This window comes from Natrinema limicola JCM 13563 (assembly GCF_000337475.1).
In the GTDB taxonomy this organism is placed as follows: Archaea; Halobacteriota; Halobacteria; order Halobacteriales; family Natrialbaceae; genus Natrinema; species Natrinema limicola.
Genome location: NZ_AOIT01000034.1, coordinates 192,406 through 204,937, shown reverse-complemented (window position 1 = coordinate 204,937; position 12,532 = coordinate 192,406). Strand labels below are relative to the sequence as shown.

The 12,532-nt window shown below is 63.8% G+C and carries 12 protein-coding genes; 9 read left to right on the top strand and 3 right to left on the bottom strand.

The genetic code is table 11. From position 1 onward, the window contains the following. Window positions 1-64 precede the first annotated feature (64 nt). The 6 genes from C476_RS09220 to C476_RS09195 all read left to right on the top strand — a co-directional run bounded on the left by C476_RS09220 (window position 65) and on the right by C476_RS09195 (window position 6,992). Window positions 65-583, top strand: coding sequence for a hypothetical protein (locus C476_RS09220; protein ID WP_049911698.1), 519 nt, complete (start codon window positions 65-67; stop codon window positions 581-583). 155 nt (window positions 584-738) lie between these two features. After that, a complete protein-coding gene (locus C476_RS09215) occupies window positions 739-1,791 on the top strand; it encodes a DNA-methyltransferase (protein WP_008012190.1) in 1,053 nt (350 codons plus the stop codon). A 59-nt stretch (window positions 1,792-1,850) separates the two neighbouring features. Next, window positions 1,851-3,965 (top strand): bacterio-opsin activator domain-containing protein, encoded by a 2,115-nt coding sequence (locus C476_RS09210; protein WP_008012188.1) that lies wholly within the window; start codon window positions 1,851-1,853, stop codon window positions 3,963-3,965. A gap of 118 nt (window positions 3,966-4,083) precedes the next feature. Beyond that, entirely contained in the window at window positions 4,084-4,374 is a 291-nt protein-coding gene (locus C476_RS09205) for a HalOD1 output domain-containing protein (RefSeq protein ID WP_083857049.1), read from the top strand. Window positions 4,375-4,511: 137 nt separating this feature from the next. Next, on the top strand, window positions 4,512-5,387 hold the full coding sequence (locus C476_RS09200; RefSeq protein WP_008012181.1) for a universal stress protein: 876 nt from the start codon (window positions 4,512-4,514) through the stop codon (window positions 5,385-5,387). A gap of 189 nt (window positions 5,388-5,576) precedes the next feature. Continuing rightward, on the top strand, window positions 5,577-6,992 hold the full coding sequence (locus tag C476_RS09195; protein WP_008012179.1) for an aryl-sulfate sulfotransferase: 1,416 nt from the start codon (window positions 5,577-5,579) through the stop codon (window positions 6,990-6,992). A 35-nt stretch (window positions 6,993-7,027) separates the two neighbouring features. Here C476_RS09195 and C476_RS09190 read toward each other — a convergent pair whose 3' ends face one another. After that, window positions 7,028-7,549, bottom strand: a complete 522-nt coding sequence (locus tag C476_RS09190; RefSeq protein ID WP_049911685.1) for a DedA family protein — start codon at window positions 7,547-7,549, stop codon at window positions 7,028-7,030. A gap of 151 nt (window positions 7,550-7,700) precedes the next feature. On the opposite strand from C476_RS09190, the gene C476_RS09185 reads away from it, so the two are divergent. After that, window positions 7,701-8,156, top strand: coding sequence for a metal-dependent hydrolase (locus C476_RS09185; protein ID WP_008012174.1), 456 nt, complete (start codon window positions 7,701-7,703; stop codon window positions 8,154-8,156). A gap of 59 nt (window positions 8,157-8,215) precedes the next feature. On the opposite strand, the gene C476_RS09180 is transcribed toward C476_RS09185, so the two are convergent. Beyond that, a complete protein-coding gene (locus C476_RS09180; RefSeq protein ID WP_008012172.1) occupies window positions 8,216-8,713 on the bottom strand; it encodes a metal-dependent hydrolase in 498 nt (165 codons plus the stop codon). A 57-nt stretch (window positions 8,714-8,770) separates the two neighbouring features. Continuing rightward, the gene (locus tag C476_RS09175) at window positions 8,771-9,790 is read right to left on the bottom strand and encodes a lysylphosphatidylglycerol synthase transmembrane domain-containing protein (protein WP_008012170.1); all 1,020 of its coding nucleotides are present in this window, start codon (window positions 9,788-9,790) and stop codon (window positions 8,771-8,773) included. Window positions 9,791-9,905: 115 nt separating this feature from the next. Between C476_RS09175 and C476_RS09170 the strand changes: the two genes are divergently transcribed. Together C476_RS09170 and C476_RS09165 are read left to right on the top strand one after the other, a co-directional pair. Continuing rightward, the gene (locus C476_RS09170) at window positions 9,906-11,483 is read left to right on the top strand and encodes a sulfatase (RefSeq protein WP_008012167.1); all 1,578 of its coding nucleotides are present in this window, start codon (window positions 9,906-9,908) and stop codon (window positions 11,481-11,483) included. A gap of 124 nt (window positions 11,484-11,607) precedes the next feature. Further along, window positions 11,608-12,468 (top strand): hypothetical protein, encoded by an 861-nt coding sequence (locus C476_RS09165; protein ID WP_008012165.1) that lies wholly within the window; start codon window positions 11,608-11,610, stop codon window positions 12,466-12,468. Window positions 12,469-12,532: the final 64 nt, after the last annotated feature.

Below are 12,532 nucleotides of genomic sequence, written 5' to 3'. Positions count from 1 at the left end.
GAGCTCGTCCGAGCGATGGAAACGGGGGATAGAATTATGTACAGCGATGTGGTCGGAGCGGATTATGCCCGAGACGGAACAACAGGACGCCACACTATCCGAGCTCATCGTTAAAGAAGCGGTCAATCGAGGGATGGAGTCTCCGATGCGCGAGCCGATTCTCGAGGCCGTCGAGGAATCCGAGGGGGCTCGCTCAGGCAGGCAGTTTCCGCTTGCAGGAGCGTTATTTGGCCTCGGTGCGGCCATCGGCTTTCTCCTGGGTCGGCGGTCATCGATGCTCGAAGAGACGCCGCTCGAGGACGTCGAACAGCCGGAAATCATCGAGAGCGTCCGCGAAACGGCTGAGGAAACCGAGGAAACGACAGTCGAGGTGACGGACGAATCTGACTCACCGTCGCGGCTGTCGCGACTCCTGCTTGCGGTGGGGCTGCTTGCGGGGGCTGCGGTCCTTCGGCGACGGCTCACCTCGGACGAGGACGAAGAGTGGGAGCCGATCGAGGAGTTCGAGCCGGCAACCGATATCGAGAGCGAACCTGAAACGGCTACAGAGGCAGAGGAACCGGACGAGGAAAGCGAGGAGTAACGACCGGCCCGCTCGGCTGGGGGAGGGGGCGATCGACTGTCTACAGGCGGAGCAGGCCGAGTGCCTCGGGGCTTGACCCCGAGGCGGTTCACTGTTCTGGTCTGTGCGTCGCCTGGCGAAGAAGCTAAGGGAGAGACGCCGACAGTGTCAAGCCAATGAAGACCACTCACCGCGTGGTCGTCGGTGACTCCCGTGCGCTCTCGGACGTCGCCGACGAGTCGGTCGAACTCGTCGTGACGTCGCCGCCGTATCCGATGATCGAGATGTGGGACGACCTCTTTACGGACCTCGATCCTGCGATCGGCGACGCACTCGAGGCCGGTGACGGCCAGGCCGCCTTCGAGGCGATGCATGCACAACTCGCGGCCGTCTGGGACGAACTCGAGCGGGTGCTGGTCGACGGCGGAATCGCCTGTATTAACGTCGGCGACGCGACCCGGTCGGTCGACGGTAGTTTTCGAGTCTACCCCAACCACGCCCGCGTGCTCGCGGCGTTCGAAGAGCGGGGATTCGAGCCGCTGCCGGACGTGCTCTGGCGAAAGCCGGCAAACAGCGCGGCCAAGTTCATGGGGAGCGGGATGATCCCGCCGAACGCCTACGTCACCCTCGAGCACGAGTACGTCCTGATCTTTCGGAAGGGAGGAACACGCCGCGAGTTCGAGCCGGGTGCTGACCGGCGCTACGAGGCCGCCTACTTCTGGGAGGAACGCAACCGCTGGTTCTCGGACGTCTGGACCGACGTGACCGGCGAGTTACAGACGCTCGAGGCGGTCGACGACGACCTCCGGGAGCGGTCGGCGGCCTATCCCTTCGAGATTCCCTACCGGCTGATCTGTATGTACTCGACCTACGGCGACACCGTCCTCGATCCCTTCTGGGGCACCGGGACGACCACGCTTGCGGCGATGTGTGCCGGTCGCAACTCGATCGGGGTCGAACTCGAGGACGCGTTTCTCGAGGTGTTCGACGATCGGATCGACGAGGTGCCGGCACTGTCACGGTCGGTTGGACGCGCACGCCTCGAGCGCCATCGAGCGTTCGTCGAGCGCCGCCAACAGGAGGGGAACGGGTTCGAGTACGAGGCCGACCACTACGATACGCCGGTCGTGACCAAGATGGAACAGGGGCTCAGACTGCGGGACGTGCGGGCGATCGAGGCCTGCGACGACGGCTATCGAGTCGAGCACGGCACACTCACGCCCGAGTAACCAGGGTCGCTCGTCGGAACCGACACGACCTTTTTATAATCGCCGCACCCACCAAGGGTATGGTTCACAGTCTCGAGGATGCCGAGACGACGCCCGGGTGCGTTCTCGTCGGCACGTCCGAGTGGATTCGGACGGCAACGGCGGAACTTGCAGCCGAGGCGGTGACAGTCGCTGGCGTCGTCTCGGCTGCGTCCGACCTCACGGACGATCGACTCGAGACTGCAACGTGTGTCCTGACGGACGAGCGTGCCGCCCTCGCAGCCGTCGACGGGGCATGTCCGACCGTCTACGCGATCGATTCGACTGCCGACGAGGCGATCGACGACCTCCGAGCCGAGGGCGCGACCGAAATCGTCGTCAAGCGGTCGGTTCAGAAGCCACGGCTCCTCGCCCATCGGCTCCAGCGAACGCTCGCAGCTGCCGACTGCGAGCGCGAGCGAGCACTGACCGACCAGCACAGATATCGAGCGGCGCTCGATGCACTCTCCGATGCGACCAGTCACATACTCGCTGTCGACTCGGAAACGGCCGCTTGCGAGTCCCTCATCGACATCGTCGCCGACGTACTCGAGATCGACGGCGTCGTCTATCGGTTCGACGATCGGGCCACCGAACTCCGTCCGGTGGCACACTCAGCAGCCTACGAATCGACGGTTGGCTCCCCCGCAGCGGTCGAACCCAACGGCAGTAGCATCTGGGAGACGTTCGTCACCGGCGACCCGTCAACCGCTGACGATATCGCAACGTCGCCAGCGGCCCCCGACGCGACTGCTGCCCAGAGCGGCCTCGCCGTTTCGCTGGGCGAACACGGCGTGTTCGTTGCGGTCTCGAGCGCTCCCGACGCCGACGTCAGCGGGGCCATCGAACTCGTCAAGCCGTTCGTCGCGGCAACGGAAACCACGCTCGATCGGATCGGACAACGCCAGCGACGTCACGACTGTGAACGCGACCTCGAACGGCAAACTCGCCGGCTCGAGCGCCTCGACGCCGCACTCGAGACGCGCCGAGACATCGAACAGTCTCTCCTGACGGCTGATTCTCGGACGGAGCTCGAACGCGGCGTCCTCGCACGTCTCACCAAGTGCGACGCGTGTTCGCTGGCCTGGTTCGGCGAGCCCGACGCGAACGGGAACAGTCTCGAGCCGCGCGCTCACGCCGGGCACGACCGTGGGTATCTCGACGCGGTACCGGTACCGACGGTCGACGAATCGACCGCCGAACCGGCGGGACGGGCGGCGCGAGCGAAAGCGCCGGTCTACGTCGAGAACGTCGCAGCATCGGTCCACGACGGCGCGTGGCGCGGTGAAGCACTCTCACGCAACGTCCTGTGTGTGTATGCGGTGCCACTCGTCTATGATGGGTTTCTCTACGGCGTTCTGTCGATCTACGGAGACCAGCGGGACGCGTTCGACGAGCCGTTTCGGTCGATGCTTGCCGACCTCAGCGAGACGATCGCGTACGCGATCGATGCCGTCACCCGGACGCACGCGCTGTCCGATGTCGGTCGGACTGAAGTGGAACTCGAGGTTGCGGCGGATGCGACGCTGTGTCGGCTGGCTGCGTTCCTCGACGAGCGCGTGCGCTATGCGGGCGTGACGACTCGAGACGACGAGACACAGGTCGTGTTTGCGGCCGTCGACGGGCCGCTCGAGACCGAAGCCCACGCCCCAGTCGACGGAATCAGCCAGGTCGTCACGGTCGCCGAACACGAAGACGAGACGGTGCTGCAACTCCGGTTGACTGAGCCCTCGCTGGGAGCGATTACCGACGCCCACGGAGCGCAGTTACGCGAGTTCGTGGCCGACACCACGGGTGGACGCGCACGCATCGACATCCCGGACGCGGTCGACGTTCGCGACCTCATTGCCGGGCTCAGCCAAAACGGTCCCGACGTGTCGATGGTCGCTCGCCGTGCTGTGGCGACGGATAGTTGTTCGATGGCGGCCAACCACGCGCGCAGTGCCGTGCTCGAGACGGTCACCGATCGCCAGCGAGAGGTCATCCAGACGGCATACCACAGTGGGTTCTTCGAGTGGCCCCGGCACGCAAACGGTGAAGAGATCGCGGACTCCCTCGAGATTTCCTCGCCCGCCTTCCACAAGCACGTTCGGGCCGTCGAACGGAAGCTCTTTGCCGTCCTGTTCGAGGGAGCGACTGCGTCCGAGGTTAATTGATTAACCACCTGCTGTGGCGGCCCTTACACAGTTAACAAGTAGGTTCTTTACAACAACTCGTGAACCACGAAACGACTTCCCACCGCCGTACTGGGGGTACGTATACGCTATGAGCAAGATGAGTTCACCAACACCGGCGACCGAGATTGGGGATCACTATTCCATGCACTACGATCGACTCGGCGACGAACCGCTTAGCGTCGCCGTTGCGGACGCCGTCGCAACATTCTTAGACGAAGACATCACTGAACTCGAGCCACTGCAGTATTCGATCAACACCGATGCGCTCGAGCGACTGTTCGAACCGCGTGCGAACGGCCGCCGCCCCAACGGCTCAGTGTCCTTCGAGTACAGCGGGTGTCTGGTGACCGTCACAGCAGACGGCGAGATTCGCGTCGAGACCGTTTAGCGACTCGACGCCGCCTGCGGGCAGAGTGGTATCCTCTGCTTTGCGTTCGACACCCCGTACCGAGAAACGAGAGCGACTGGGTGTTCACGGACAGTTGGCCAACAGTATATAAGCAGGTTCGTCTCGAACGCTCGAGTATGCCACCTCGCTTTCTCGTCCCGACCGATGGGAGCGACCCCGCAACCGCAGCGCTCGAGCACACACTCGATATCGCCCGCGAACGGGACGCGACCGTCCACCTGCTGCACGTCGCGGACACGAACCAACCGAGCCTCACCCGACTCGGCACTGACGTCGTCGACGTCCTCGAGGAAGAAGGCGAAACGATCGTCTCGGAGGCTGCCGCGCTCGCCGAGGAACGCGGCGTGTCCGTTGTCACGGACGTCGTCCAGGGAGATCCCCGGCCGACGATCGTCGACTACGTCAGCGCCGACGCGTTCGAGTTCATCGCGATGGGTGCCCACGGTCGGCGCGGACTGGGAGAATACGTTCTCGGGAGCGTCACGGATCACGTCGTAAACCGAAGCCCGGTGCCAGTGATGACGGTTCGAGCAGCCGACGGCGTGACGCCGACGTATCCCTACACCGACGTGCTCGTTCCGACCGATGGGAGCAACCATGCAACGGCGGCACTGAAACTGGCAGCGGCGGCCGCCGAACGTACCGGTGCGACACTTCACTTGCTGTCTATCGTCGACGAACTCCCAGAGGTCGGCGACGCAGAATCGGCACAGCTCTCCGAGCAACTCGAGGAGAACGTCCAGACGGTTCTCGACGAGGCAGCGGCGACCGCCACGCAGGCGGGCGTCGACGACGTCACGACGACCATTGTAACCGGCACCATGCCACAAGAGGTCACGAGATATGCCGACGAGGAGGGAATCGATCTCGTCGTGATGGGGACACACGGCCACACCGGTCTCGACCGACACCTGCTCGGGAGCTTCACCGAGCGGGTAATCCGCACGTCGCCGGTGCCCGTCCTGACCACGCGGGCGGACGAGCAGGCATAATACTATCACGACCACGTTACCCGCCAGAATGAGCGCTCGAGTCGCCGACCCAGTCGCTGTTGGGACGGGCACGATGTGGTTTCCCTCCCACGGAAAATAGAACGTTCAACAACGTACTAATATCTTGATCAGGAAACAAAGGGCAATGGGTCCCCAAACGGCATACCGAAACGAGATGGTGAGAATACCGTGACCGAACAATCGCTTCCGTCGCTCGAGCGGGTCCGGTCGGAAATAACGAGAACCCGGCTCCGGGCTGCGTTCGTCGTCCTCGTTCTTTTGTCTGCCGCCGTCGTCGCCAGCGCGGCGGGAGAAGGCGTCTCGACGGCCTCGAGAGAAGGCGTCCCGAACGCGCCGCCGACGGAGAACCACACGGTCGTCACCGAGTCGGGTCGTGCTGGAACGATCACCGCCTATCAGCCCAACGGCGAGGTCCTCTACTACAACAACTCGCGGACGAAGTACTTCGACGCCGATCCCGTCGAGGGTGATCCGTTAACCGTCGAGTACGCCGCGACGGATACGATTCACACCGAAGGTGCCAACTGTGGCGCTCCACCGTGTACCCGCAACGTCATCGAGCGCGCCGACCTCGAGACCGGTGAGGTCGAGGTGCTCTACGAGCGTTACGACTACAAGGAGTACGCTGGGGAGTGGCACGACGTCGACCGCATCAACGAGACCCACTTCGTCGTCGCCGACATGGTCGCCGATCAGGTCTTTGTCGTCAACACCGAGACGGAAGTCGTCGAGTGGCTCTGGGACGCCCAGAGCGATTTCCCGCTCGAGGGCGGTCACTCCTGGCCCCGTGACTGGGCACACATCAACGACGTCGAGTACATCGAGGAGGGCCAGATGGAGGGCCGAATCATGGCCAGTCTGCGCAATCAGGACCAGGTCGTCTTCCTCGATCGGGAAGACGGACTACTCGAGGACTGGACGCTCGGGTCGGAAAACGAATACGACATCCTCCACGAACAGCACAACCCCGACTACATCCCTGAGAGCCAAGGCGGGCCGGCAGTCCTCGTTGCCGACTCTGAAAATGCCCAGATCAAGGAGTTCCAGCGTGAAGACGGCGAGTGGACCCAGACCTGGCTGTGGGAAGACGATCAGATCCAGTGGCCACGGGACGCCGACCGGCTTCCAAACGGCAACACGCTGATCAGTGACACCCACGGCAACCGCGTCATCGAGGTCAACGAGTCCGGCGACATCGTCTGGGAGGTCGGCTCGTCGCTGCCGTACGAAGCCGAGCGCCTCGAGACCGGTGACGAAAGCGCGGGCGGCCAGAGCGCCCAGGCGCTCGGCCTCGAGAACCGAACCGCAGCCGAGACCAGCAGCAGCGGCGGTGGCGGTGGTGGTAGCAGCCTCGAGTTCAGCCCCCTCGAGTTCCTCGGTGATCTCATCGAGTCGATCCTCCCACACCGGATCTACAACGCCCTCCTGTTCGTGAGTCCGGTCTGGATGGGGTCCTCAGAGTTCGCCGCGATCGGCGTTGCGTTGCTGACCGGCCTCTCGTGGGCCGGCCTCGAGATCAGGTGGCAACTCCGCGATGCTGGCGTCCGGTTCCGGCTGCCGGTCTACCGACAGGGCGGCAACTAACCGAACTCGAGGTCCGCTCCGTTTTTATCGATCGATCACGCCAACAGGTGACCGCCGAGGAGATACAGCGCCGCGAGAATCGACTGGAACGACAGCGAGCCGATCGCCGACAGCGCGACGAACGCGCGGCCGTCCATCTCCGAGAGTCCCGCAGGGACGGTCAATAGCCCGCGGACGAACAACATCGTGTTGCTTACGGCGACGGCCACCGCGCCCCAGCGATCGAACCAGCCGTCGAACCGCTCGAGTCGCGACTCGGTGACCGGAAACCAACTCTTTCGGATGACGTACTCACGGCCAGCCCGGCGGACGAGACAGAACAGGCCGAACTGACCGATCGTCGTGCCGGCGACCGCAATCGCGACGATCGTCACCACTTTCGGCATCGACGACCCGATCAACGCCAGTGCGGCCGGGACGACGAGTTCGCTCGGCATAAATCGCAGCAACATCGCACCCTCGAGGACACAGAGACCGAAAAACACCGCAAGCGCGAGTTCTGACGTCAGCATCGACTCGAGCCAGGGCGGCGTCCCCTCGAGTTGCAACGGATACATAACCCGTGCGTACTCCGTCCCGAATGTAAGCATTGTTGATTCAGCTCCGCTGATCAGTGGCGACAGTGGCTGTCGTCCAACGGTGGGTATCCGTCGCTCCCACTTTCGAAGAACATAAGCTATGTGGTGATACCGGCCGAATAAATCGCCGATGGAGATTGGACGGGTGTTGTTTCTGGCAGGTGCGTTCGCGACCCATGCAGTCGTCGGCTACGCCCTCGCTGCCGGGCTCACCGACGCTGACCCGCGGATCGGGCTCGTCTTCGGACTGCTCCCGGACACCGACTTTCTCTTTCCCGCGGACTGGGCCTGGCCGTTCGTTCACCGCGGGATCACCCACACGCCCCTGTTCGCGCTGACAGTCGTCGCTGGCGGATACGCCGTTGGGCGTCAGCGCCCCACACCGATCGGTCGACGTGTCGCGCTCGCCGCCGGACTTGCGCTTGGCTCCCATCTCGCGATCGACTCACTGTCGCCGAAGGGAATCGACTGGCTGTTCCCGCTACGGACGAGTTGGAGCCCTGGCTTGCCGGTCCACAGTCCGACCGCGACAGTCGTACTCTGGACCGCGTCGCTTGCGCTCCTCGTCTGGGACGCAAACGAGTAGCGTTCGATCTAAGCCTCGATTCGACCCAGAACCGAGCGACTCCGAACAGCTGGCACCGATCAACTCGCCGGAGCGACCGCCGCCGACAGCCCCACCGTCAGAAGCAGCGACGAAAACAGCGCACTCGAGCCGACGAGCAACAACGCCCGGTTGATCCGGCTGTTTTTGGATTTGAACCACTCGAGCGTGACGTGGTATCGCCAGACGGGCGCGAACGGGCTGATCCCCATCGGCGTCACGACGTCACCGGCGAGATGCGCGAGGATACCGCCGGTGCCGACGAGGAAGCCGAACCGGAACGCTACCGGCGTTGCGGGGACGAGGAGGTCGGTCCCGATACCCGCGACCAGTCCGACGAGGAGGGCAAACCAGACGGTATGGGTCGGCCCGCGATGGCGTATGCGCGGCAACGGCTGATCGAGATCGGGGATATTGGCGACGCCGACGGCCACGAGCGCGCCGACAAGCGCCAGCTCGAGCGACCAGACGTGGCTCACGACGGGGAGAATCGGTGCATAGAGCACGGCGTTGAGGCCGGCGTGGCCCTCCCGGTACATGAGCAGTTGACCGACTATCAGTGTCGGGCGGAAATGACACTGTCGGCCAGCAGTCGATTACCGAACCGCTCGGACACCGAACGCCGACACCGACAGCCCGCCGATCAGGACCGGCATCCAGTAAATCGCGCCCCGGAAGATGAGGACGGCCGCGGTGATGGCCGACGCCGGAACACCGGTCGTTGGCACGAGCAGCGTGACGAACGCGGCTTCGATACTGCCGAGCCCACCTGGTAGCGGCGCAGCGCCCGCGAGGTTCGCAAGCGGGATGACAAACAGCAGGACGTACGCCGAGACGTCGTACCCGATCGAGTCGAACGCGACCGTAAGCGCGGCCGTCTGAAAGAGCCACCCACACAGCGACAGGCCGATGACGGCGGCAAGTCGCCACCGATCCGTCGCGACGCGTTCGATGTTCTCGAAAAATCGCCCCAGTCGGTCGGCGATGTCTTCCTCGAGCGTCTCGGAGTCGAAGCGCTCGAGTCCGAGCCGGCCGAGTCGGGGAGCAATGATCCCGGGAAGTCGCTCGACGATCATCCGGTGGTACCGCCAGACGAGCGCCATTACCAGGACGATGCCCCCGATCAACACAACCGCCGAGCCGACGGCCGTCTCGAGGCGCTGGCCGATCGCCGCGGTGGTCGCGTAGTAGCCGACACCCACGAGGATCAGTGAGATCGATGGGACGACGTTGATGACGTCGACAGTCGCGATCCCGACGAGGCTGGTTTCGTAACGGGCGTCGGAGGTCTTCGAGATCAGCAAGGCAGCGATCGGTTCACCGCCGGCCTGCCCGAACGGGGTGACGTTGTTCGCGAAGACGGCTCCAGCATAGACGAGAAACGACTTCCCGATCGGGATCTCGATACCGAGCGCGGCCAGCACGGTCCGAAGCATCAGGCTCCAGGCGGCCAGCCAGCCGAGCGCGAGTGCGAACGTTGCGACGACCCAAGAGGGTGAAGCCGACAGCAACGAGTCGAGGACGTCACGGGCACCAACGAGGAAAAACAAAACCGCGAAGGCCGCGATCGCTCCGGCGATGCCGATGAGAAATGCTCGCCGATTTCGATCGTCCATGCCGGATATGACTCGTCAGTAAACTTGAAACATCTGATCGGCACCGGCCCAGTCGAAACATGTCGCGTCAACCCCTTCAATCGATTTATTTGCGTGGAGCGAAGTGTGGCCAGTAATGAACAGGACTCGCCAGTCGAACGTCCTCTTCGTCGTTCTGGATACGGTCCGGAAGGATCGTCTCGAGCCGTATGGATACGAGCGAGCGACGACGCCAGAACTCTCGCGGTTCGCCGAGGAAGCGACTGTCTTCGAATCGGCGATCGCACCTGCGCCGTGGACGCTGCCGGTTCACGCCTCGCTGTTTACCGGCCAGTATCCGAGCCAGCACGGGGCCGATCAGGGCAGTCCGTATCTCGACGGCGATACGACCCTCGCGTCCGTCCTGTCGGCGGCCGGGTACGACACGGCCTGTTACTCCTCGAACGCCTGGATTACCCCCTACACCGGCCTTACCGACGGCTTCGACGCACAGGACTCCTTTTTCGAGGTGCTGCCCGGCGACGTCCTCTCGGGGCCGCTCGCGAGCGCGTGGCAGGCGATCAATGACAACGACTACCTCCGCGATCTGGCATCGAAGCTCGTCCACCTCGGCGCGATGGCGCACTCCAAACTCGCCAGCGGCGAGAGTGCCGACTCGAAGACACCGTCGGTCATCGACCGCACGAAGTCGTTTATCGACGACAGCGACAGCGACGAGGGCTGGTTCGCGTTCGTCAACCTAATGGACGCCCACCTCCCGTATTACCCGCCCGAGGAATACCGCGAGGAGTTCGCTCCCGGCGTCGACCCCGACGATGTCTGCCAGAACTCCAAGGAATTCAACTCCGGTGCGCGAGCCATCGACGACGATGAGTGGGAGGCGATCCGCGGGCTTTACGACGCAGAAATCGCCCACATGGACGCCGAACTCGGCCGGTTGTTCGACTGGCTGCGCGAAACCGGGCAGTGGGAAGACACCACCGTCATCGTTGCAGCCGACCACGGCGAACTCCACGGCGAACACGACCTTTACGGCCACGAATTCGCCCTCTACGATCAGCTCATCAACGTCCCGCTGCTGGTCAAACACCCCGACCTCGAGGCCGACCGTCGTGACGACCTCGTCGAGTTGCTCGACTGCTATCACACCGTGCTGGACACACTGGATGTCGATCCCGAGACGGTCGGTATGGGCGGCGATACCGCTGGTGCCGTCGCTCGCGACCCGACCCGCTCGCTGCTCGCCGACGAGTACCGCGCCTTCGACGGGGCTGCCGATCCCGATGCTGGGCAGCAGGCGATCCTCGAGGGCGACGACGCGAACGACTACGCGTTCGTCGAGTACGCCCAGCCGGTCATCGAACTGCACCACCTAGAGGAGAAAGCCAGCGAGGCCGGGATCGACCTGCCCGACGACCACCGCGCGTACTCACGGCTCCGTGCCGCCCGAAGCACCGACGCAAAGTACGTTCGCGCGGATCGAATCCCCGATGAGGGCTACCGTCTCGACGAGGATCCCGACGAGAAGTCGCCGGTCGAGCCGGCCGACGACGACGTCGTCGCTGCGACCGAGCAGGCACTCGCCCGCTTCGAGGCAAACGTCGGCGGCGCGTGGGACGATCCGTCCGAGACCGACACCGACGACGTCGATGCCCTCGAGGAGGCCGACGAGGAAACCCGCGACCGGCTCCGGGAGCTCGGCTACCTCGAGTGAGACGTCGATCCGGCGTGACGTTGTCCGACGGTATCGCGGCTTACAGGTCCGGAAAGTGCTGTTTTAGTGACTTTCCCGGAACCAACAAGAATACATAGGTTGGTTCGAAAGATAGTCGCAACTAATGGACGACCAGCACTTCCTCGAGTCGGAGTGGGACTACTGTCTCGTGCTGGATGCGTGTCGGTACGACGTGTTCAGCGAGGTCTACGACGAATATCTCGACGGGACGCTGGAAAAGCGCTGGAGTGTCGGCTCGTCGACACCGGAATGGGCCTATCGGACCTTCACCGAGGAACACGACATCGCGTACTTCTCTGGGAATCCGTTTATCAACGACCTCGGAATCCCGTTGAACGAACTCAAGTGGGGAGCCAGTTGTGACTACGAGTGGTCGGCCTCAAATCACATCAGCAACGTCTTCGACGTGTGGAAGTCGGGGTGGGACGACGACCTCGGCACAGTTCCACCGGACAGTCTCGCAGAGGCGTTCTACGACAATCAGGACGCCGTCGAAGCGGCCGATCGGACGGTGCTACACTACATGCAGCCCCACGCACCCTACCTCGCTCGCGGCAAGGGCCAGAAGCTCAAACAGATCCAGAAAGGAATCCGGAAACAGGAGGAAGCCGAAGAAAGCGACGACGGCGGTGGCGGTGCGCTCGCCTCGCTCGGCGATACGATCCGCCCGAAAGTCGAGGACAAACTCGAGGGCAGCGAACTCGCACAGAAGGCGGGCCTGTGGCTTGAGCTCGATCCCACCGAGGTCGTCACGAACGGCACGCGCGAGGCAGCGATGGCCCTCTACGAGGAGAACCTGCGGATCGCCCTCGAATCCGTCGCCGACATCGTCGACGACCTCGACGGTACCGTCATCGTGACCGCAGACCACGGCGAAGCCTTCGGCGAGGAGGGCGTCTGGGAACACCACATCGAGACGCACATCCCGGCACTCATGGAAGTGCCGTGGCTCGAAGTCGAGTGACACCGCGATCGAACAGGGGCGAAGACACCGGCCGTCGACTCACCGCGGCGGTCTCGCATCGCCA

Excerpts from the sequence above, each read along its gene's own strand:
- C476_RS09220 (WP_049911698.1), top strand. The coding sequence starts at position 65 with ATGCCCGAGACGGAACAACAGGACGCCACACTATCCGAGCTCATCGTT.
- C476_RS09215 (WP_008012190.1), top strand. The coding sequence starts at position 739 with ATGAAGACCACTCACCGCGTGGTCGTCGGTGACTCCCGTGCGCTCTCG.
- C476_RS09210 (WP_008012188.1), top strand. The coding sequence starts at position 1,851 with ATGGTTCACAGTCTCGAGGATGCCGAGACGACGCCCGGGTGCGTTCTC.
- C476_RS09205 (WP_083857049.1), top strand. The coding sequence starts at position 4,084 with ATGAGTTCACCAACACCGGCGACCGAGATTGGGGATCACTATTCCATG.
- C476_RS09200 (WP_008012181.1), top strand. The coding sequence starts at position 4,512 with ATGCCACCTCGCTTTCTCGTCCCGACCGATGGGAGCGACCCCGCAACC.
- C476_RS09190 (WP_049911685.1), bottom strand. The coding sequence starts at position 7,549 with ATGTATCCGTTGCAACTCGAGGGGACGCCGCCCTGGCTCGAGTCGATG.
- C476_RS09185 (WP_008012174.1), top strand. The coding sequence starts at position 7,701 with ATGGAGATTGGACGGGTGTTGTTTCTGGCAGGTGCGTTCGCGACCCAT.
- C476_RS09180 (WP_008012172.1), bottom strand. The coding sequence starts at position 8,713 with ATGTACCGGGAGGGCCACGCCGGCCTCAACGCCGTGCTCTATGCACCG.
- C476_RS09175 (WP_008012170.1), bottom strand. The coding sequence starts at position 9,790 with ATGGACGATCGAAATCGGCGAGCATTTCTCATCGGCATCGCCGGAGCG.
- C476_RS09170 (WP_008012167.1), top strand. The coding sequence starts at position 9,906 with ATGAACAGGACTCGCCAGTCGAACGTCCTCTTCGTCGTTCTGGATACG.
- C476_RS09165 (WP_008012165.1), top strand. The coding sequence starts at position 11,608 with ATGGACGACCAGCACTTCCTCGAGTCGGAGTGGGACTACTGTCTCGTG.